Genomic DNA, 20,036 nt, shown 5'->3' with positions numbered 1-20,036 from the left:
GTGGTCGAGGAGGGACGGAGTCCCGTCTCGAGGCCACCTGACCTCAGCCGCGGGGCAGCCCCAGGATCCGCTCGCCGGCGACGTTGCGCAGGACCTGCGTGGTGCCGCCGGCGATGGACAGGCAGCGGGTGTTGAGCAGCTCCCAGACCGCGCTCTCGGCGCCACCCGCGTCGCGCGCGGGCACCCCCGCCGCGAGCACGTCGGCCCCGTGCAGGCGGACGACCAGCTCGGCGGCGTCCTGGCGGTTGCGCACACCGAGCAGCTTGGCCACCGACGACTCCGGGCCGGGGCCACGGCCGTCGAGCGAGCGCAGGGCGGTGCGGGTCGCCAGCAGCCCGCACACCGTCGCCAGCGCCACCGCGCGGCCCACGGCGGCGCGCTCACGACCGGTCGTCGTACGGCCGGGGTCGGCGAGGAGGGCGACGGCGCGCTCGACCGAGGTGTCGAGACGCGAGCCCGCCATGGCGACGCGCTCGTTGGCCAGCGTGGTGCGGGCGAGCCGCCAGCCGTCGGTCGGGCCGGCGACCAGGCAGTCGTCGGGGACGACGACGCCGTCGAGGAACACCTCGTTGAACAACGCCTCGCCGGTGATCTCGCGCAGCGGGCGGACGTCGAGGCCGGGGCTGCGCATGTCGACGAGGAAGTAGCCGATGCCCCGGTGCGGCGGCGCGTCGGGGTCGGTGCGGGCCAGGCAGATGCCCCAGTCGGCCTCGTCGGCGAGCGAGGTCCAGACCTTCTGGCCGTCGAGCCGCCAGCCGCCGTCGACCTTGGTCGCCCGGGTGCGCAGCGAAGCCAGGTCGGAGCCGGAGCCCGGCTCGGAGAAGAGCTGGCACCACACCAGCTCGCCCAGCAGCGAGGGCCGCACGAACCGCTCGCGCTGCGCGTCGCTGCCGTGCTCGAGGATCGTCGGCAGCGCCCAGGCGGCGATGACGATGTCGGGGCGCTCGACCCCCGCCTCGGCCAGCTCTTGGTCGATGACGAGCTGGGTGACCGCGTCGGCGGCGAGGCCGGCCGGAGCGGGCCAGTGCGGCGTGAGGTAGCCGGTCTCGACGAGCAGGGTCCGCCGCTCCTCGGGCCCGGCCGCGGCGATCCGCTCGACCGTCGCCCGCACGTCGTCGCGGACCTCCTCGTCGCGGCCGTCGAGGTCGACCTGCACCCGCCGCCGGGTGCCACCGGCGGCCCGGTCGGCCAGCCGCTCGGCCGCCTCGTCGGGGTCGCCGACGAGGGCGCGCAGGGCCAGGGCCCGGCGCAGGTAGAGGTGGGCGTCGTGCTCGAACGTGAACCCGATGCCCCCGAGCACCTGGATGCAGGTCTTGGCCACCTCCACCGCCCCGTCGACGCAGGTCACGTGGGCCACGTCGGCGGCGTACGCCGCCTGCTCGGCCGCGCCCTGCCCGACCTCGTCGGCGGCCGAGGCGGCGTCCCAGGCCGCGGCGGCGACCGCCTCGACGGTCTCGAGCATCTCGGCGCACAGGTGCTTGACCGCCTGGAAGGCGCCGATCGGCTGGCCGAACTGCTCGCGGACCTTCGCGTACGCCGTCGCGGTGTCGAGGCACCAGCGGGCGACCCCCGCGGCCTCGGCGGCCGCGAGCACGACCACGGTCCGCCGCACGACCTCCGTGGTGACGCCGGGCAGGCGCACCGCCCCCGTGAGCGGGTCGAGCGCGTCGGGGCCGAGCCGCCCGGACGCCGTACGTCGGGTCAGGTCGAGGCCCACCGACGGCACGCCGTCGACGGCAGCGGCGGGCACGACCCACCAGCCGTCCGCACCGGTGTGGCCGACGGGGAGCAACACCTGGGTCGCACCCGGCAGGTCGAGCACGACCCGCAGCCCGGGGTCGAGGGCGAGCGCGCACCGCTCGTCGCGCCCGACCAGCGTGGCGGTGACGGCCGAGGTGAGCAGCGGCCCGGGCAGCAGCTCATGGGCGCAGGCCTCCAGCGCGACCGCGAGGTCGAGGGTGCTGCCGCCCCCGCCACCGGCGGACTCGGGCAGCGCGATGGTGGTGACGCCCATCTCGGCCGCGGCCTTGACGACCTCGTCGAACGTCGCCGCCGGCTCGCCCTCGGCCCGGCGGGCGGCCTCGCGTCCCTCGAGCGCCGCGGCCCAGCCGCGCAGGCTCGAGGCCAGCTCGCCGTGCTCCTCGGTGATGCCGATGCCCATGCCGCTCCTCCACCACGCCACCGGAACTAGAACGTGTTCCACCCTACTAGCCTGGCGCCGTGACCGACATGCCTGCGGGCCTCCTCGCCCACGCCCTGGCCGCGAAGGGGTTCATGCCCGAGGACGAGGGCGCGTTCCTGTTCCGCTGCGCGGTGGAGCGGGCCCCCCACGGGCCACTGCTCGAGGTCGGCACCTACTGCGGCAAGTCGGCGGTCTACCTCGGCGCCGCCGCGCGCGAGGCGGGCGGCGAGGACGCGGTCGTCCTCACCGTCGACCACCACCGCGGGTCGGAGGAGAACCAGGCCGGCTGGGAGCACCACGACGCCACCCTCGTCGACCGCGACCTGGGCGTCATGGACACCCTCCCGGTCTTCCGCCGCACGATCCACGACGCCGGCCTGGAGGACCTCATCGTCGCCGTCGTCGGTCGCAGCACCACCGTCAGCCGCCACTGGCGCACCCCGCTGAGCCTGCTGTTCATCGACGGCGGCCACGCCGAGGAGCACGCGCAGGCCGACTACACCGGCTGGGCACCCTGGGTCGCTCCCGGCGGCCTGCTCCTCATCCACGACGTCTTCCCCGACCCGGCCGACGGCGGCCAGCCGCCCTTCCACGTCTGGCAGCGCGCGGTCGCCAGCGGCAGCTGGACCGAGGTCGGCACCGTGGGCTCGATGCGCGCCCTGCGTCGTACGGCGGGCGAGGCGGGCGACCCGGTCGGGTGAACGCCGCGCCGGACGACCTCGGCCACCGCCCGAGCTGGTCCGGCGGCTGCGACGAGCTGTCGATCCACCTCGGCGCCCCCGACGACGATCGGCTCGAACGGGCGGCCCGGGCGCTGTGGGTGGCGGCCCGCCTGCAGGCCGACCGGTGCGACGACGGCGACTGGCTGGACCTCGGCGTGCCGCTGGGCGCGCTGTCGGAGGCCGACCGACGGGTCGGCGGGTTCCCGTTCGGGCCGAGGGAGGGCTGTCGTCCCGCGCCTGGCGGGAGCCGCTCGACGCCTGGCTCGCCGGCCTCGGCCGGGCCGTCGACGCGGCCGCGCCGTACGACCACGCGGTGAGCGGCTCCGAGGTCGCCGGCGAGGACGCCGTCACCGCGGGCAGCCACGTGTCGCGGCTCGCCCGGGTCGACGGGCGGCTGGTCCACCTGACCCCGGTGGCCTGGGACGGCGGCGCCACCTCCACCTGAGCCGGGAGCCGGGGGCCGCCAGCAGCAGCCGGGGGCTCAGACCCGGGCCGACTCGCAGCCGCACTCGAGGCCGATCTCGGCGAAGTGCGGGGCGAGCGAGGTGCCGCGCATGATGCCCGACCCGGCCGTGCCGTGGCCGTAGGTCTCCCCGAGGGCGTCGACGGCCAGGATCATCGCGGCCGCGGTGTAGGTCGTGTGCTCGACGGGCCAGTAGACGTCGCTGGCCTCGCCCGGTGCGGCGGCCTCGTAGACCCACCCGGTCCAGTAGGCGCCGGCCTCGCCGCGCAGGTGCTGCATGTCGCGCAGCAGCTCCAGGCCGCGCCGCTGGTCACCGATCGCATCGACGGCCATCGCCAGCTCGCAGGTCTCGGCGCCGGTCACCCAGGGGTTGGTGTCGACGCAGCGGATCCCCAGCCCGGGGACCACGAAGTCGTCCCACCGCGTGGCCAGCAGCTCGCGGGCCGCCTCGCCGCGCACGGCGCCGCCGAGGACCGGGTAGTACCAGTCCATCGAGTACGTCGACTTGTCGGCGAACCGGTCGCGGTGGTGGCGCACCGCGTGGCCGAGGCGGCCGCCGGCCAGCTCCCACTCCGGCTGCGGCTCGCCGAGCAGCTCGGCCAGGGCGACACCCGCGCGCAGCGAGTGGTAGATCGAGGAGCTGCCGGTGAGCAGGCAGAAGTCGTCGACCGGCGTCCACCGGATGCCGCCGAACGGCGCCTGCAGGGAGACCACCCAGTCCAGGCCCGCGCGCACGGCGGGCCAGTGCCGCACGACGTAGGCGATGTCGTGGCGCACCAGCCAGTGGTGCCACAGGCCGACCGCGAAGTAGGCGCTCATGTTGACCTCGCCGCGGTCGTCCTCGACCTCGCCGGCCACGATCTTCATCGGCCACGAGCCGTCGGCGCGCTGCATCGTGGGCACCCAGTCCAGGGCGCGCTCGGCGGCCTCGACCTGGCCGCCGACGAGCAGGGCCATGGCGGCCTCGGTGTGGTTCCAGATGTCGACGTGCTCGCCGACCGTCCACGGCACCGCGCCGCTCGGCTCCTGCATGGAGGCGATCGACGCCGCCGTCTCGGCGACCTGGCTGGGGCTGACGACGCCCGTGACGTAGGGCAGCGCCCCGGCGGCCTCAGGCATCGGCACCGGTCTCGGGCTTGCGGAAGTAGAGCACCATCGACTTGCCGATGAGCGGGTCGAGCACGCGGCCGGCCAGCCGCAGCGCCCGCGGCTGCTTCATGATCTCCCAGACCAGGAGCCGGTGGTAGGCCTTCGCGGCGGGGTGGTCGTCGTTGGTCACGCCCACCGCGCACTTGATCCACCAGTACGGCGTGTGCAGCCCGTGCGCGTAGCTCTTGCCCTCGAACACCATGGCGTCGCCCGGCGTGCCGTCGTTGGGGCGGCCGGCCTTGGTCACCTTGTCGACCAGCTCGTGGTCGGTGTAGATGCGGATGTGGCCGCCCTCGGCGTGGTGGTAGTCGTCGGAGAGCTTCCAGTTGACGACCTCGGGCAGCCAGCGGGGCACGGAGACGGCGAGGGTGCCGCCGGGGCGCAGCACCCGGACGAGCTCCTTGATGGCGTCGACGTCGGCGTGGATGTGCTCGAGCACCTCGGCGGCCACGACGCGGTCGAACTCGCCGTCGGCGAACGGCAGCGACAGCGCGTCGCCCTGCTTGATGTCGGCCTCGGCGCCGGCCGGCACCTCGCCGGCCTCCTTCATCGCACCGAACAGCTCGAGCACGCCGGCCAGCTCGTCGGCATCCATGTCGAAGGCGACGACGTCGGCGCCGCGGCGGTACATCTCGAACGCGTGGCGTCCGGCGCCGCAGCCCATGTCGAGCACGCGGTCGCCGGGCCGCAGGCCCAGCCGGTCGAAGTCGACGGTCAGCATGGCGGTCAGCCCTCCTGGCTCGGGGTCGTGGGGGTCGTGGGGGTCGTCGTACGGCGCGGGGTCGTGCCGTGCTCGCGGTGGTGCTCGTCGATGACGTGCTGGTAGGCCTCGGCCACGGTGGCGGCGACGGCGCGCCAGCTGAAGGACTCCTCGACGCGGCGGCGGCCGGCGGCGCCCATGCGGGCCCGGCGCTCGGGGTCGTCGAGCAGCGCGGCGACGGCGGTCTTGAGCTCCTCGACGTCGCCGGGGGTCACCAGGTCGGCGCACTCGCCGTCGGTGCCGACGACCTCGGGGATGGCGCCGGCGCGCGAGACCACGAGCGGGGTCGCGCAGGCCATCATCTCGGCCGTGGGCAGCGAGAAGCCCTCGTACAGCGACGGCACGCAGGCGACCTCGGCCGAGCCCATCAGCTCGACCAGCTCGGGGTCGGTGAGGCCGGAGACGAAGCGCACGTGGGCGCCGATGCCGAGCTTCTCGATGAGCTTCTCGGTCCGGCCGCCGGGCTGGGGCTTGCTGACGAGCACGAGCTCGACGTCCCGCTCGGTGCGCAGCTTGGCGAAGGCCTCGAGCAGGGTCGCGATGCCCTTCATCGGGGCGTCGGCACTGGCCATGGCCATGATGCGGCCGGGCACGCGCGGCTTGTCGACCGGCGGCGGCACGAACATGTCGTCGACCCCGAGCAGGATGACCTGCATCTTGGCCGGGTCGACGCCGAAGTCGCGGGCGATGTCGCGCTTGGAGGTCTCCGACGGCGTGAGGATCCAGCGGGCGCGGCGCGCGACGTGGCCCTGCATGCGCAGGAAGCCGTACCAGCGGCGCAGCGTGACCTTGCGCCACGGGTGGCGGGTCTGGGCCAGGTCGATGCGGCGGTCGTAGGTGATCGGGTGGTGCACGGTCGTGATGAGCGGCAGGCCATGGCCCTCGAGGTCGAGCATGCCGTGCCCGAGCACCTGGTTGTCGTGGGCGATGTCGAACTCGCCGGCCCGGTCCGCCATGATCCGGCTGATGCGCCGGGCGAAGGTGCGCGGCTCGGGGAACCCGGCCAGGCACATGATGAGGAACTCCTGCACGTCGACCAGGTCGCGGAACTCCCGCAGCCTGGGCACGCGGAACGGGTCGGGCTCGCGGTAGAGGTCGAGGCTCGGCACCTTGCTCAGCGCCACCCCCTCGTCGAGCTCCGGGTAGGGCTGGCCGGAGAAGACCTCGACCTCGTGACCGAGGGCGGTCAGCTCACGGCTGAGGTGGCGCAGGTAGACACCCTGGCCCCCACAGTGGGGCTTGCTGCGGTAGGACAGCATGGCGATGCGCATGGGGCGGCTCGACCCTCCGGTGCTGGGCGACCCGCGGTCGCGCGACTAGAACGTGTTCCTATACTGGCCCACTGGGCCCTAGCCTAGTGACGCAGTACCAGACATCGAGCAGCAGCCGTCCCCGGCGCACTCCCCCGTACGCCGAGGTGCGCGGGATGGTGCAGGGCCACGACCCGACCTTGGGGGTCCCCGTGAGCACCGCCAACTCCCTCACCGCCGACGAGCTCGGCTCCGCCGCGCAGCGCGAGCGCCGCCAGCGCATCCTCGACGCGACGTACGCCCTGGCCCGCGAGGGCGGGTTCGAGGCCGTCCAGATGCGCGCCGTGGCCGAGGAGGCCGAGGTCGCCCTCGGCACCCTCTACCGCTACTTCCCCTCCAAGATCCACCTGCTGGTCTCCGCGCTCGCGCGGGAGTTCGAGCGCAGCGAGGCGGCGTTCCGCGAGGTCGAGATCCCCGGGGAGACCGCCGCCGAGCGGGTCATCTGGGTCATGAAGGGCACCACCCGCGGCCTCCAGGGCGACCCCAAGCTCACCGAGGCGCTGACCCGCGCGTTCATGTTCGCCGACGCCTCGGTCGCCCAGGAGATCCACACGGTCGGGATGCTGCTCACCTCGATGCTCACCCGGGCCATGCGCCCCGAGGGCTCCCCCGGCGACGCCGACCCCGCCGACCTGACCGACCTCACCGACGAGGACGTCGCCATCGCCCGCGTCATCGGCGACGTGTGGCTCTCGGCCCTCGTCGCCTGGGTCACCGGCCGCAGCACCGCCGCCCAGACCGGCGCTCACCTCGAGACCGCCGTCCGGCTGCTGCTGCGCGACTAGGACTGTCCCGCGGGGTTGGTGTGGACGGCCGCGCGCATAGTCGATCGGGTCTCCGCGTCAAGGACGCCTGCGGCGCCGGCTCCGCCGGCCGCTTCGCGGTCCTTGACCCGGAGCCTCGCCCGATCGACTGACGGCGCGCTCAACGGCACGGGCTCCGCCCGCGCCGCCGCTGGCGCGGCCGCCCCCGATGACTCCTGACGCCGATCTCCCACTCCTGACGGGGAACTACTGACCACAAGTGGGAGTTCCGCACCAGGAGTGGTGACGGTGCGCCACGTGTGACCTGTGGGGCGGGTGGCCGCGCCAGCGGCGGCGCGCCGGGCACGGGACACGAGGCCGCGCCGACAGCGCGCAGGTCGGCGGGTCGCGCGAGGCTCGGGGTCAAGGACCGCCGCAGGCGGCCGGCGGAGCCGGCGCGAGCGCAGCGAGCGTCCTTGACGCCGAGACGCGACCTGCCACGCGCGCGGCCACCCGCACCAACCAAGGATGACGGTCAGTCGAGGAACTCCGCGGTCGAGCCACCGAGCTCCATGACGGGCAGGCCGAGCTTGCGGTGGTCCCAGGAGCGGGTGCGGACGGGGTCGAGGCGGACGACGACGCGGTTCTTGGCCATCACCTCGACGAAGGGCCGCAGCTCCTCGGTGTACGGCGCGTTGTAGCGCTCGAAGACGTTGACGCACACGTCCCAGACGACCGACTCGTCCTCGATGATCGTGGCGGTGCCCTCGAGGGAGACGCCGCGCAACTGGTCGTACGTGTGGCCCGTCTCGACGAGGAAGGACATGGTGGGGTCGCGGCGGAGGTTGACGACCTTCTGCGACTTGGCCTTGGTCTCGATCCACACCGCGCCGTCGTGGACGGCGTACCACATGGCGACGAGGTGGGGACGGCCCTGCGGTCCGAGGGTGGCGATGGTCGCCGACCGCTGCTGGTGCAGGAACTCCTCGACCTCGTCGTCGCTCATGACGACCTGGGCGCGCTGGTTGGCCATGGGGGCGAACCTAGACCGGGCCCTCAGCCGCCGAAGCCGTGGGTGGCCGTCACGCCGCCGTCGATCGCGATCTCCGCGCCCGTGATGTACGACGACTCGTCGGCGGCCAGGAAGACGTAGAGCGGGGCGACGTCCTCGGGGTGGCCGACGCGGCGCAGCGGGACCTTGGAGGCGCCGTACTCCATGGCCGCGTCGCCGCCGTGGACCCGGGTCATCGGGGTGTCGATCATGCCGGGGTGCACGGAGTTGACCCGGATGTTGTGGCGGCCGAGCTCGTGGGAGGCGCCCTTGGTCATGCCGCGCACCGCGAACTTGGTGGCCCCGTAGGCGACCGTGCCGGCCATGCCGCCGAGGCCCTCGGTGGAGGAGGCGTTGATGATCGAGCCGCCGCCGATGGAGCGCATGTCGGGCACGACGGCCTGCATGCCGAGGAAGCAGCCGAGCTGGTTGACCCGGAAGAGCAGCTCGACCTCGTCGACCGGCATCTTCTCCACCGAGCCGAAGCGCAGGATGCCGGCGTTGTTGGCCAGCGTGGAGACCGGGCCGAAGGCGTCGTGGGTGGCGGCGAGGAGCGCCTCCCACGAGGCGGGGTCCCCCACGTCGTGGCGGCAGAAGATCGCGGCGTCGCCGAGCTCGGCCGCCAGCGTCGCCCCCTCGTCGACGGCCACGTCGGCCACCACGACCCGGGCGCCCTCGGCCACGAACGCGCGGCTGATGCCGGCGCCCTGGCCCATCGCACCGCCGGTGACCACGGCCACCTTGCCGTCCAGACGACCGGTCATCGTCACACCTCCAGCTTCATGATCGAGTCGGCCGCGAAGCCCACGGACGGGTCGCGGTCGGCGAAGAACCCGCCCAGCTGGGCGGTCAGGTCGTCGGCGGTCCAGCGGTCGCCGGTCATGTCGAAGCGCTGCTCGACCACCGGGGCGGCGACGACCGCGACCATGCCGCCGTACACCACGAGCACCTGGCCCGTGACGGACTCGGCGGCCGGGGAGGCCAGCCAGGCGACGAGGGGCGCGACGTGCTCGGGCGAGTAGGGGTCGACGGCCTCGCCGGAGGTGTCCTCGCCGAAGACCTGGGCGGTCATCGCGGTGCGGGCGCGCGGGCAGATGGCGTTGGCGCGCACCCCGACCCGCTCGAGGCCGCGGGCGGTCGAGAGGGTCAGCGCGGTGATGCCGGCCTTGGCCGCGGCGTAGTTGGCCTGGCCGGGCGAGCCGCCGAGGAAGGCCTCGGAGGCGGTGTTGACCACCCGGGCGTAGACCGGGGCACCGGTCTCCTTCGACCGGCCACGCCAGTAGGACGCCGCGTTGCGCGAGAGCAGGAAGTGGCCGCGCAGGTGGACCCGGACGACGTCGTCCCACTCCTCGTCGCTCATGTTGAACAGCATCCGGTCGCGGGTCATGCCGGCGTTGTTGACGACGACCTCGAGCGACCCGAACCCGTCGACGGCGGCCTTCACCATCGCCTCGGCGACCGAGGAGTCGGACACGTCGCCCTCGACGACCGCGACCTCCGCGCCCAGGTCGCGGACCTCGGCCGCAGCGTCGTCAGCCGCGCCGGGCAGGTCGTTGAGCACGACCCGGGCCCCGGCCCTCGCGAGCGCGACGGCCTCGGCCCGGCCGAGCCCGGCGCCCGCACCGGTGACGATCGCGACCCGGCCGTCCAGCGAGGTCTCGGACGAGGCGCCGGCCACCTCAGGCCCCCTCGAGGGTGATCGCGGCCCGCGGGCAGGCGGCCACGGCGCGCTCGACGTCCGCGACGTCCTCGGGCGTCGTCTCCTCCTGCTTGAGCTGGAGGTAGTCGTCGTCGTCGAGCTCGAAGACGTCGGGCGCCATCGCCTCGCACAAGGCGTTGGACTCGCAGAGGTCGAAGTCGACCTTGATCCTCATGTACGTCGGTCCCTTCTGACCTGGTGACGGCGGGTGGTGCGGGCTAGGAGCCCTCGGAGGAGTGGCCCGGGAAGACCTTGGCGTCGGGGTTGATGACGACGGTGGCGTTGTTGACCGCGGTCGCGGCCTCGCCGAAGCCCACGGCGATCAGCCGGACCTTGCCGTCGTACTCGGTGATGTCGCCGGCGGCGAAGACGCGCGGCAGGTTGGTCTGCATCGCGGGGCTGACGCAGATGTGCCGCTTGTGGACCTCCAGGCCCCACTGCTGCATCGGGCCGAGGTCGGCGACGAACCCCAAGGCGGCGACCACGGCCTGGCAGGGCCGGGTGACGGTCTCGCCGTCGACCTCGATGTCGACCTCGGCGACCGTCGGCTCTCCGCGCAGCGCGGTGACCTGGGCGCGGGTGATGATCTCGGTCGGGGTCGCCCGCACCTGCTCGATCGTGCGCTCGTGGGCCCGGAACGCGTCGCGGCGGTGCACGAGGGTGACCGACCGGGCGACGGGCTCGAGGTGCAGCGCCCAGTCGAACGCGCTGTCGCCGCCGCCGACGATGACGACGTCCTTGCCGGCGTACGGCGCGAAGCTGGGCACGAAGAACTCCAGGCCGCGCCCGAGCCAGCCCTCGCCGGCCGGCAGGGGCCGCGGGCTGAACTTGCCGATGCCGGCGGTGATGAGGACCGCGCCGGCGCGGACCTCGGTGCCGTCGTCGAGCCCGACCACGACGCCGTCGTCGTGGTGCTCGAGGGTGGTGGCGGTGCGGTCGAGGAGGTACTCCGGCTTGGCGGTGCCGGCCTGCTCGACCAGGCCCTCCACGAGCTCGCGGCCCTTGACCGACGGGAACCCCGCCACGTCGAAGATCTGCTTCTCGGGGTACATCGCGGTGACCTGGCCGCCCAGCTCGGGCAGCGAGTCCACCACCGCGATCCGGTGGCCGCGGAAGCCCGCGTAGTAGGTGGCGTAGAGGCCCGTGGGCCCTGCGCCGATGACGAGGAGGTCGACGTCGACGGTGGTCACGCGGTGATCCTCCCGTCGGTCCCGCCCCAGCACCAGCAAACTGGAACGTGTTCTAGTTCGGCGGGAGCCTACAGCGCCTGCAGGTCGCTGACCAGCCATCCGTCCGGGGTGTCGACCATGGTCACCGTGACCCGGTACTGCACCGGCGTGACCTGGGGCGGGTTGCCCTTCTGGGTGGTCTGGGTGAGGAAGAGCAGCGCGGTGACCTCGGTCGGCGTCGCACGCACCACGCCCTGGTAGGACACCTCGGCCACCACGGTGGTCCCCTGCGCCACGAACTCCGCCTGCACCTGCTCCTTGGTCTCGCGGAACGTCGCGGCGAACGGCTCGGTCATCAGTGCCGCGGCCGCGTCGACCTCGGCGTCGTAGCCGTCGGCGGTGGCCGAGATGATCGAGTCGGCGGCCTTGGCCGCCTGGTCGACGACCGAGCGCACGGTGAGCTCGGAGGCCTGCACCGGCCGCTCCGCCGTCGGCGCCACGGCTTCCGGTACGTCGGGGCCCGAGGCGAGGTAGGCGACCTCCGCCACGCCCAGCGCGAGCAGCAGCACGGCCACCACGGCCAGCACGACGAGCGGCCGTCGGCTCGGCGTACGGCGGTCGGGCGGGTCGGGTGGGGTCTCGTCGCTCGAGTCACGTGGTCTCGAGACAGGCGCTGGCGCGCCTTCCTCGACCACCGTGGATGGCGCTTCCTCGGCCGCCGTGGGTGGGGCGTCCGTCTCGGGCTCGACGCGCCCCTGGCCCGCGACCCGGCGGGGGCGGGAGGTGGGCGTGCGGGTGGGCCGGGCCGGCCGGGTCGGCCGGCGGGGCGGCTGGCTCATCCGGCGAACTCCAGGTCGTTGGTCAGCCAGCGGCCGTCGGTGTTGACCAGGGTGATGTAGAGCCGGAAGTTGCGGGCCTGCCGGTCCTCCCCGGTCTGGGCGTTGCTCACCGTGCCCTCCGTGGCCACGAGCACGGTGGCGCTGTCGGCGTCCAGGTCGTCGACCGCGGCCTCGACGACCTCGCCCTCCAGCACGGACTTGAAGGAGGTCACGAGCTGCACGAGGCTCTGCGAGGAGGCCTCGTACTGGTCGAGGAACGTGCCGGTCGCGGTGGCCGCGACGGCGTCCTGGCTGTCCTGGGGCGAGCGGTAGTCGATGTTGACCAGCGCGGTCGCGGTCGCCCGGGCTGCGGCCAGCACCGCGCCGTACCGCTCCTGCACCGCGACCGACGGCGGCCGGTCCTCCCCGGCGGCCGAGGAGCGGTCGGAGCGCTCCCGCCACGTGGCCACACCGCCGACGACCACGGCACCGGCCAGCAGCACCACGACCACGGCGAGCGCGGTCACGGCCCGGCGGGAGGCCGTCACGGTGAGGCCACCGGCCCGACCACGAGCCACTTCCAGGAGTCGTCGCCGAGGATGCCGAGGTCGCCGGCCTGCCCGAAGCGGACGGGCCGGCCGCGGGCGTCCACGACGTCGTCGGCGAGGCCGGTGCGGGGGTCGTAGTGGCCGGGCACCGGCCGATCGTAGGTGCGCCCGGGCGACGGGGTCGGGTTGCGCGCGCCGCCGGGGACGTAGTCGACACCGCGCTGGACGTACGGCGGCCCGCTGGTGCACCTCGCCGGGAAGATCGGGCCGTCGTCGAGCTGGTCGCCGCGCAGCCACTCCGCGCGCGGCTTGTAGCCCTCGGTGCAGGGCGGCACCGAGTAGTCGAGCTGCAGGTTGACGTGGCCGAACCCGTCCGGCGGTGATCCGGTGAAGCCGCCCGCGATGACGCGCGGGAAGGTGACCAGCAGCTGCTCGACGCCGGGCAGGTGGGAGACCACGGTCTGGTTGACGGTGACCAGGTCGCTGAGCAGCACCGGCAGCGTGGGGCCGAGGTCGTCGAGCAGCTCCTCCAGCTCGCGCGCGGCGGGGGGGGTCTCGTCGAGCACCGTCCGCAGGTCGCCGTCGGCGTCGCGCAGGGTGTCGGTGAGGGCGGCGAGGTCGCGCGAGAAGGACCGGATGTTGTCGCCGTTGTCGCGCTGGGTGCGCAGCACCGTCAACGCGGTCTCGAGCAGCCGCACGGTGTCGTCGGTGTGCTCGGCGGCCTCGTCGACGAACCGGCCGCCGTCGTCGATGAGCTGCTGGAGCGGGCCGGCGGTGTCGGTGAACATGTCGCCGAGCTCCTCGACCAGCACCTGCAGGCTGCGCTCGTCGACCGAGCGGACGAAGGAGTCGAGCTCGACGAGCAGGTCGGCCTCGTCGACCGGCAGGGAGGCCTCGGAGCCGGCGAAGGTCGTGCCGTCCTCGGCGTACGGGCCGTCCTCGTCGGGCGGGACGAAGTCGAGGTACTGCTCCCCCACCGCGGATAGGTTGTGCACGAAGACCGGCGAGTCGGTCGGGATGCGGACGCCGTCCTCGATGGCCAGGTCGACCTCGACGCCCTGGCGGGTGGCCGCCATCTGGGAGACCTTGCCGATCTTGACCCCGCGGTAGGTGACCTCGCTGCCCTCGAACAGGCCGCCGGACGTCGGCAGCGTGACGTGCACGGTGTAGCCGCGGCCCAGGACGCGGTCGACCAGCCCGAGGTAGGTCGCGGCGACGTAGGTGACGCCGACGGCCGAGAGGACGACGAAGACGATCAGGCGGATGCGGACGGCGGCGCTCACCGGGCCCCACCCCCCAGCAGGGAGGACGTGTCGGCGCGGGGGGCGGGGTCGCCGCTGGACAGGGCGGTGGTGAGCCGACCGAGGCCGGGCAGGTCGAGCAGGCCCCCACCGCCCCCGCCACTGCCCCCTCCACCGGTCACGCCCAGGCCGTCGAGCAGGCCCTCGACGGGGCCGAGGGCCCGGCACACGCCCGACCGGCCCCACTTCACACCGGCGCAGCGGAGCACCAGCTCGGGCAGCAGCGTGGCTGAACGGAGCACGGCCGTGCAGGCGGCCGACCCCAGGGTGCCGCTGCGCAGGCACGAGAGCACCTTGTCGAGGGCGGGGCCGACGACGGGCAGGTCGGGCAGGTCCGGCAGGCCCGGGAGGTCGGGCAGCAGCCCGCCCTTCGGCAGGAAGTTCTCCAGGCTGATGTCGGCCCGGATGGCGGTGTTGGCGTAGTCGCCGAGCACGATCTCCGAGGCCTCCTTCGGGAACGGGAAGCTCACGAGCAGGTTGAGGCCCGGGGCGAGCTGGTCGCCGGCGGCGGCGAGGTTGCGGACGATGGGCGCGAGGTCACGCAGCTGGGCGAGCAGGTCGTCGCGGCTGGCGTTGATGACCCGGGTACCGACGACGCCGAGCCGGTCGAGGGCGCTGAGCATGCCGACGAGCTCGTCGGTCTGCCGGCCGAGCACGTCGATGGCCGGGCCCGTGACGTCGAGGGCCTCCTCGATGGTCCGGCGGGACCGGTTGAGGGTGGCGGTGAGCCCGTTGAGGGAGTCGAGGGCGCGGATGATGTCGCGCTTCTGGCCGTCGAGGGTGCCGACGAAGCGGTCGAGGTTGCCGAGCAGGCTGCGCAGGTCGTCCTGGCGGCCGTCCATGGCCGCGTTCAGCTCGCGGGTGATCGTGCCGAGCTGGGCCACCCCACCGCCGCTGAGGAGGAACGACAGCGCGCCCAGCACCTCCTCGACCTCGGGGTTGCGGCCGGTGCGGGCGAGCGGGATGACGTCGTCGGGGCTGTCGCCGAGCCGACCGGTCGCCGTGGCGCCGGCGGGCGCCTCGAGGGCGACGTACTTCTCGCCGAGCAGGCTGACCTGGCGGATCTCGGCCACCGCGTTGTCGGGCAGCACCACGTCGTCGCGCACCCGCAGCACGACCTCGGCGTGCCAGCCGACGCGCTCGACCTCGGTCACCTCGCCGACGGTGACGTCGTCGACCATCACGGGCGAGCGCGGCACGACGTTGAGGATGTCGGCGAACTCGGCCCGCACCTCGTAGGCCTCGTCGGCGTCGACGGGCGAGCCGGGCAGCGGCAGGTCGTAGGCGCCGTCGAAGTCGCACCCGGACAGGCCACCGGCCAGCAGGCTGCCGGCGAGCGCGGCCAGCAGGCCGGCCCTCCCCCGCCGTACGACGGAGCGCGCGGTCACGACGCACCTCCGGCCAGCAGGTCGGCCAGGCTGGGCGCCGGGGCCTGGGCGGACGGCTGGCCGACCGGGACCGCGGGGCCGGACGTGGTGGGGGCGGTCCCCGTCGTGCCGGTGCGCGGCGCGGCGCCCGTGCGGCCGGAGGCGGGCGGGATGGTGGGCAGCTGGTCGGTCACGGGCTCGACGAGGGCGGAGAGGATCTCGCAGGTGAGGTCCTTGGCCACCGTCGGCATGGCGGGGTTGGCCTGCACGACGGCGCACAGGAAGCCGTCGGCGTCGAAGACGTTGCCGCTGACGCCGATGCGCGAGCCGATCGAGCCGGTGTCGGTGTTGAAGGCGAGCACGAGGTTGCCCATGGCCACGGGGGCGACCTCCAGGGCGTCGTCGAGGCTCTGCTTCTCCGAGGCGATGACCCGCATGACCCGCGACAGCTTGCGCACGTCGGTGGCGAGGGCCTTGCGGTTGCGCTGCACGAAGCCGCGCACGGTGCCGACGGTCGAGGCGAGGGTGGCGACCGTGCGGCGCAGCTCGACCCGCTCGCCGGCCAGCTGCTCGGAGACCACGGCGAGGTCGGCCATGAAGGCCCGCACCAGCTCGTCGTTCTCCGCGAGCGTGGTGGTGAACTGCGCCAGCTGCTCGACGGTGGCGAAGAGGTCACCGCTGCTGTTGCCGAACGCCGTGGCGGCGTCAGCCAGGTTGCGCAGCATCGCGTTGCCGGCCCTGCCCTGGCCCTCCAGCGCGTCCGCGCCCGCGCTCACCAGGTTGTCCAACGTGCCGTTGCGGTTGACGCCGTTGGGCCCGAGGGTCGCGGTCAGGTCGCGCAGCGAGGCGTAGATGCGGTCGAGCTCGACCGGCACCATCGTGGTCTGCACGTCGATCTGGGCGCCGTCGGCCATCACCGGGTCGCCCTCGGCCCAGACCGGGGTCAGCTGCACGAACCGGTCGGCGACCAGGGTGGGCGTGACGATCGCGGCTGTCGCGTCGGCGGGCACGTCGACCTTGCCGTCGTACTCCATCTCCACGCGGACCGACCCGCCCTCGGGCGTCACCTCGGTGACCCGGCCGACGGTGACGCCGAGCACCCGCACGTCGGTGCCCTCGTAGACGCTGACGGCCCGGTCGAAGTGGGCCGTGACGCGCTTGGGCGGGGCGGCGTCGCCGCGGCCGCCGAGCACGATGCCGCCGACGAGCAGCGCCACCACGACGACCAGGACCGTCCGCACGGTCACGAACCGCGTCACTGCAGCACCTCCGAGGTGCCGGGCACGAACTCGCCGGTGGGGATGCCGAGCAGGTTGACGGCGTAGGCGTCGAACCAGGGGCCGGTGCCGATGATGTTGCCGAGGATGTTGACGTAGGGCCCGAGCGCGGCCAGCGTCGCCTTGAGCTCCTTCTCGCGGCTGATGAGGGTGTCGAGCAGGTCGTCGACCTCGCGCAGCGCTGGTGCGATCTGCCGTTGGTTGTCGCGGACGAGGCCGCGCAGCTCGGTGGCCAGCAGCCGGGCGTTGACCAGCAGCCGGTGGACCGCGTCCTTGCGCTTCTGCAGCTCCTCGAAGACCAGCCGCGAGCTGCCCATGAGCTCGACCAGGTCGTCGCTGCGGGCGGCCAGCACCTCCGAGACGTTCTTGGAGCTCTCGAAGAGGTCTCGCAGCTGCTGGTCGCGGCTGGCCACGGTCCGGGAGAGCCGGCTGATGCCGCGGAAGCTCTCGGCGATCTCGGGCGCCGCGGAGTCGACGGTGTCGCTGAGCACGTCGAACGCCTGGACCAGCGCGTCCTTGTCGATCTGCTCGGTCGTCGTGGTCAGGTCGCCGAACACCCCCACGATGTCGTACGCCGCCCGCGTCCGCTCGAGCGGGATCCGCTCGCTGCGGGAGAGCTCACCGGTGCCGTCGGGGGTGATGCGCAGGTACTTCTCGCCGAGCAGGTTGAGCACCTCGACGGCGGCCGTGGTGTCCTCGCCCATGTCGATGCCCTGGTCGACGGTGAAGGTGACCAGCACCCGGGAGCCACGCAGCTGCACGTCGGAGACCCGGCCGCTGCGGATGCCTCCGACCTGGACGCTGCTGCCGCGACGGATGCCGGAGGCGTCGGAGAACCACGCCTGGTAGCTCTCGCCGCGGAAGCCGGGGAACTTGGAGAGGTTGAAGGAGGCGGCCGTGACGAGCAGCACGAGCACGAGGGTCACCGCGCCGTAGCGCATCGCGCGGGCCTCGGCCGACCGCTGCCGGCCCGTCGCGCCGGTCCCGCCGCTCACCGGTTGCACCTCGGCGCGGTGGAGCGGAACTCGATCTTGTTCAGCTGCTCGTTGAGCTGCTTGATGATCGGGAGGCCGCTGATGACGGGCAGCTGGATGCGGCCGGAGAAGCCGCAGATGTAGTAGTTGTACCAAGACCCGTAGGTGCCGGTGCGGGTCTGGTCGGTCATCGACTCGGGCAGCCGGTCGAAGATCTCCACGACCAGCTTCTTGTTGCCGGGCTCGTTGAGCAGGGCCGAGAGCGAGCGCAGCTCGGCGATGTCGCGCTTGACCAGCGGGCGGGCGTCGGTGAGCAGGTCGGCGACGACCTGGGTGAGCCGGGAGATGCTGTCGAGCGAGCCGCCGATGGTCTCGCGGTCGGCCGCGAGGTCGCGCATCCAGTCGCGCAGCTCGACGACCAGCCGCTCGAGCTGCACGCTGCGGGCGTCGACGGTCTCGAGCGTGGTGCCGAGGTTGTCGATGACCTCGCCGATGAGCGCGTCGCGGTCGGCCAGGGCATTGGTGAGGGACGCGGCGTTGTCGAGCAGCGAGCGCACGGTGCCGCCCTCTCCCTGGAGCACCTGGACGATGTTCATCGTCAGCTCGTTGACGTCCTCGGGCCGCAGCGCGGTGAACAGCGGCTTGAAGCCGTTGAACAGCACCGTCAGGTCGAGCGCGGGCTCGGTGCGGTCCATCGGGATCAGGTCGTCCTCGCCGAGCCGATCGGCCCCGCGGCCGGCTCCCTCCTGCAGCGCCAGGTAGCGGTCGCCGACCAGGTTGAGGAAGCGGATCTGCGCCGTCGAGGCCGAGGTCAGCGGCACGTCGGCGTCGATGCGGAAGGTCACCGTGGCGTTGGCGTTCTCCGGGCCCGAGTGCTCGACCTCCCGGACCTCGCCGACGCTGACGCCGGCGACGCGCACGTCGTCGCCCTTCTCCAGCGACGAGGCGTTGACGAACTCGGCGCGGTAGGTGCGGCCCTCGCCGAACCCGATGTTGCCCATGATGACCGCGAGCAGGCCCGTCACGAGGACCGAGACGACGGTGAAGATCCCCAGCTTGACGCCCGCGGCCAGGGTGGTGCGGTTCTGCTGGGAGGCGCCGGTCATCGCTCGCCCCCCGTTGCCCGCGAGCCACCGGGCCCCCGCACGACCGGGCCGTAGAGCAACGAGCCCAGCGCGCCGTACGCCGACGCCGCGGCGCCCGTGCGGCCGGCCAGCAGGGCGTTGAGGACCTCCTGCTCGCCCCGCGTGCCGGCGTACCCGCTGGACATGCCGGTGCCGAAGCCGCGCCGGCGTGCCTCGCGGGCCCAGCCGGGGGCCGCGCGCTCGCGCAGACCCGGGAGGGTGGGCAGCGGGCTGGTCGGCGGGTCCTCGTCGATGTCGGTGCCGTCGTCGAACGAGACGGGCCCGATCGGCACCGGCGGGTCGGGCAGGCCCGAGCACCAGGGCCCGTGGCCGACCTCGCCGTATTCCGGGCGGTCGTCGGGGCCGTAAGCCTCGTACTGCGCGGAGCCGAGCTCGATGTACTGCTTGACCTGGTTGCCCTCGAAGGTGCGGGCCAGGATCGGGGCGTAGCGGGCCGCGCCCTTGAGCAGGCAGGGCAGCTCGGGCGAGTACGTCGCCAGCAGCTTCAGCACCGGTGCGCCGACCCGACCGACCTCGATCAGGTCGGCCTCGTTGTCGGCGAGCAGGGTCCGCCCACGGTCGGCGAGGCCGGTGAGGTCGGAGAAGAAGACGTCGAGCGACCGGCGTTTCTGCAGCACGGTCTTGGCGGTGACGGTGAGGTTGTCGAGCACCCGCAGCAGGTCGGGCGCGGCGTCGTCGTAGGTGTCGGCGACGTCCGCCAGCGCGGCCAGGTCCTCGCGCAGCGTGGGCAGCGAGGGCTGGATCGCGGTGAGGTAGGAGTCGAGGTCCGCCAGCGTCGCGCCGAGCTGGTCGCCGCGGCCCTCGAGGGCGTCGGCCAGGGCGCTCAGCGTGGCGTTGAGGTCGGCCGGTCGCACGGCGCGCAGCAGCGGGAAGAGCTCGGCCAGGATGCGGTTGAGCTCGACGTTGGTCTCGACCCGGTCGGACGGGATGACCTCGCCGTCGCGCAGCGGGGTGGCCGAGGGCACGTCGGGCTCGACGAGGGAGACGAACTTCTGGCCGAACAGCGTCGTCGGGAGGATCTGCACCTCGACGTTGTCGGGGATGCGGGCGGCCTCGGCCGGGTCGAGGGCCAGCACGATCTCGGCCTCGCCGTCGGACTCCCCCACCGAGCGCACCTGGCCCACGAGCACGCCGTTGCGGCGCACGTCGCCGAGCTTGGCCAGCTGCAGTCCGGCACGGTCGGCCCGGACGGTGACGGTGGTGACCGAGACGAGCTGCTTGTCGTAGATGGCGATGGACAGCGCCACGAGCAGGGCCATCGCGGTCAGGAACGCCACCCCGGCCACGAGCAGACGGCGGTGCTCGCCCGGTGTGTCGTGGTGGATGTTGACCAGCAGCGGCATGGCTCTCCCCCGCCC

The 20,036-nt window shown here is 73.5% G+C and carries 21 protein-coding genes; 4 read left to right on the top strand and 17 right to left on the bottom strand.

What is annotated here, in order from left to right; genetic code table 11:
* Positions 1–43 precede the first annotated feature (43 nt).
* Complete coding sequence (locus FJQ57_RS07225) at positions 44–2,161, bottom strand: acyl-CoA dehydrogenase family protein (protein ID WP_139978518.1); 2,118 nt, start codon at positions 2,159–2,161, stop codon at positions 44–46.
* A 68-nt stretch (positions 2,162–2,229) separates the two neighbouring features.
* Between FJQ57_RS07225 and FJQ57_RS07220 the strand changes: the two genes are divergently transcribed.
* Genes FJQ57_RS07220 through FJQ57_RS23550 form a run of 3 tightly spaced genes read left to right on the top strand, consistent with a single transcriptional unit; the run spans position 2,230 to position 3,349 of the window.
* Positions 2,230–2,883, top strand: coding sequence for a class I SAM-dependent methyltransferase (locus tag FJQ57_RS07220; RefSeq protein ID WP_139979139.1), 654 nt, complete (start codon positions 2,230–2,232; stop codon positions 2,881–2,883).
* Entirely contained in the window at positions 2,880–3,221 is a 342-nt protein-coding gene (locus FJQ57_RS07215; protein WP_139978516.1) for a hypothetical protein, read from the top strand. The genes FJQ57_RS07220 and FJQ57_RS07215 overlap by 4 nt, the downstream gene beginning before the upstream one ends.
* Positions 3,218–3,349 (top strand): hypothetical protein, encoded by a 132-nt coding sequence (locus FJQ57_RS23550; RefSeq protein WP_281284235.1) that lies wholly within the window; start codon positions 3,218–3,220, stop codon positions 3,347–3,349. Before FJQ57_RS07215 ends, FJQ57_RS23550 begins: the two co-directional genes overlap by 4 nt.
* 36 nt (positions 3,350–3,385) lie before the next feature.
* Here the strand turns inward: FJQ57_RS23550 and FJQ57_RS07210 are convergent, their stop codons facing one another.
* Genes FJQ57_RS07210 through FJQ57_RS07200 form a run of 3 tightly spaced genes read right to left on the bottom strand, consistent with a single transcriptional unit; the run spans position 3,386 to position 6,547 of the window.
* Complete coding sequence (locus FJQ57_RS07210) at positions 3,386–4,486, bottom strand: prenyltransferase/squalene oxidase repeat-containing protein (RefSeq protein ID WP_139978513.1); 1,101 nt, start codon at positions 4,484–4,486, stop codon at positions 3,386–3,388.
* A complete protein-coding gene (locus FJQ57_RS07205) occupies positions 4,479–5,237 on the bottom strand; it encodes a class I SAM-dependent methyltransferase (RefSeq protein WP_139978511.1) in 759 nt (252 codons plus the stop codon). Before FJQ57_RS07205 ends, FJQ57_RS07210 begins: the two co-directional genes overlap by 8 nt.
* A gap of 5 nt (positions 5,238–5,242) precedes the next feature.
* Positions 5,243–6,547: a glycosyltransferase family 4 protein gene (locus FJQ57_RS07200; protein ID WP_139978509.1), complete on the bottom strand. Its 1,305-nt coding sequence runs from the start codon at positions 6,545–6,547 to the stop codon at positions 5,243–5,245.
* A gap of 191 nt (positions 6,548–6,738) precedes the next feature.
* Between FJQ57_RS07200 and FJQ57_RS07195 the strand changes: the two genes are divergently transcribed.
* Positions 6,739–7,371, top strand: a complete 633-nt coding sequence (locus FJQ57_RS07195) for a TetR family transcriptional regulator (RefSeq protein ID WP_246081635.1) — start codon at positions 6,739–6,741, stop codon at positions 7,369–7,371.
* Between the two features lie 493 nt (positions 7,372–7,864).
* Here FJQ57_RS07195 and FJQ57_RS07190 read toward each other — a convergent pair whose 3' ends face one another.
* The 13 genes from FJQ57_RS07190 to FJQ57_RS07130 form a co-directional block, all read right to left on the bottom strand.
* A complete protein-coding gene (locus tag FJQ57_RS07190) occupies positions 7,865–8,362 on the bottom strand; it encodes a pyridoxamine 5'-phosphate oxidase family protein (protein ID WP_139978505.1) in 498 nt (165 codons plus the stop codon).
* Positions 8,363–8,385: 23 nt separating this feature from the next.
* On the bottom strand, positions 8,386–9,144 hold the full coding sequence (locus FJQ57_RS07185; protein ID WP_139978503.1) for a glucose 1-dehydrogenase: 759 nt from the start codon (positions 9,142–9,144) through the stop codon (positions 8,386–8,388).
* A 2-nt stretch (positions 9,145–9,146) separates the two neighbouring features.
* Positions 9,147–10,058, bottom strand: a complete 912-nt coding sequence (locus FJQ57_RS07180; protein WP_139978501.1) for a 3-oxoacyl-ACP reductase — start codon at positions 10,056–10,058, stop codon at positions 9,147–9,149.
* Position 10,059: 1 nt separating this feature from the next.
* Positions 10,060–10,254: a ferredoxin gene (locus FJQ57_RS07175; RefSeq protein WP_139978498.1), complete on the bottom strand. Its 195-nt coding sequence runs from the start codon at positions 10,252–10,254 to the stop codon at positions 10,060–10,062.
* 43 nt (positions 10,255–10,297) lie between these two features.
* Positions 10,298–11,269, bottom strand: a complete 972-nt coding sequence (locus FJQ57_RS07170; protein WP_246081634.1) for an NAD(P)/FAD-dependent oxidoreductase — start codon at positions 11,267–11,269, stop codon at positions 10,298–10,300.
* A gap of 68 nt (positions 11,270–11,337) precedes the next feature.
* Complete coding sequence (locus FJQ57_RS07165; RefSeq protein ID WP_139978494.1) at positions 11,338–12,087, bottom strand: hypothetical protein; 750 nt, start codon at positions 12,085–12,087, stop codon at positions 11,338–11,340.
* A complete protein-coding gene (locus FJQ57_RS07160) occupies positions 12,084–12,614 on the bottom strand; it encodes a hypothetical protein (RefSeq protein ID WP_139978492.1) in 531 nt (176 codons plus the stop codon). The genes FJQ57_RS07165 and FJQ57_RS07160 overlap by 4 nt, the downstream gene beginning before the upstream one ends.
* Entirely contained in the window at positions 12,611–13,897 is a 1,287-nt protein-coding gene (locus FJQ57_RS07155) for an MCE family protein (RefSeq protein ID WP_170219312.1), read from the bottom strand. Before FJQ57_RS07155 ends, FJQ57_RS07160 begins: the two co-directional genes overlap by 4 nt.
* Positions 13,894–15,303: an MCE family protein gene (locus tag FJQ57_RS07150; RefSeq protein ID WP_139978488.1), complete on the bottom strand. Its 1,410-nt coding sequence runs from the start codon at positions 15,301–15,303 to the stop codon at positions 13,894–13,896. Before FJQ57_RS07150 ends, FJQ57_RS07155 begins: the two co-directional genes overlap by 4 nt.
* On the bottom strand, positions 15,300–16,541 hold the full coding sequence (locus tag FJQ57_RS07145; RefSeq protein ID WP_139978487.1) for an MCE family protein: 1,242 nt from the start codon (positions 16,539–16,541) through the stop codon (positions 15,300–15,302). Before FJQ57_RS07145 ends, FJQ57_RS07150 begins: the two co-directional genes overlap by 4 nt.
* Positions 16,538–17,554 carry an MCE family protein gene (locus tag FJQ57_RS07140; protein ID WP_246081633.1) on the bottom strand — a complete coding sequence of 339 codons (1,017 nt, stop codon included), beginning with the start codon at positions 17,552–17,554 and terminating at the stop codon, positions 16,538–16,540. Before FJQ57_RS07140 ends, FJQ57_RS07145 begins: the two co-directional genes overlap by 4 nt.
* Positions 17,551–18,639 carry an MCE family protein gene (locus FJQ57_RS07135; RefSeq protein WP_139978485.1) on the bottom strand — a complete coding sequence of 363 codons (1,089 nt, stop codon included), beginning with the start codon at positions 18,637–18,639 and terminating at the stop codon, positions 17,551–17,553. Before FJQ57_RS07135 ends, FJQ57_RS07140 begins: the two co-directional genes overlap by 4 nt.
* Complete coding sequence (locus tag FJQ57_RS07130) at positions 18,636–20,021, bottom strand: MCE family protein (RefSeq protein WP_246081632.1); 1,386 nt, start codon at positions 20,019–20,021, stop codon at positions 18,636–18,638. Before FJQ57_RS07130 ends, FJQ57_RS07135 begins: the two co-directional genes overlap by 4 nt.
* Positions 20,022–20,036: the final 15 nt, after the last annotated feature.

Source organism: Nocardioides litoris, from assembly GCF_006346315.1.
Taxonomy (GTDB): domain Bacteria; phylum Actinomycetota; class Actinomycetes; order Propionibacteriales; family Nocardioidaceae; genus Nocardioides; species Nocardioides litoris.
Note: the sequence above shows the minus strand (reverse complement) of the source record. Positions and strands in the feature narration are given on the sequence as shown.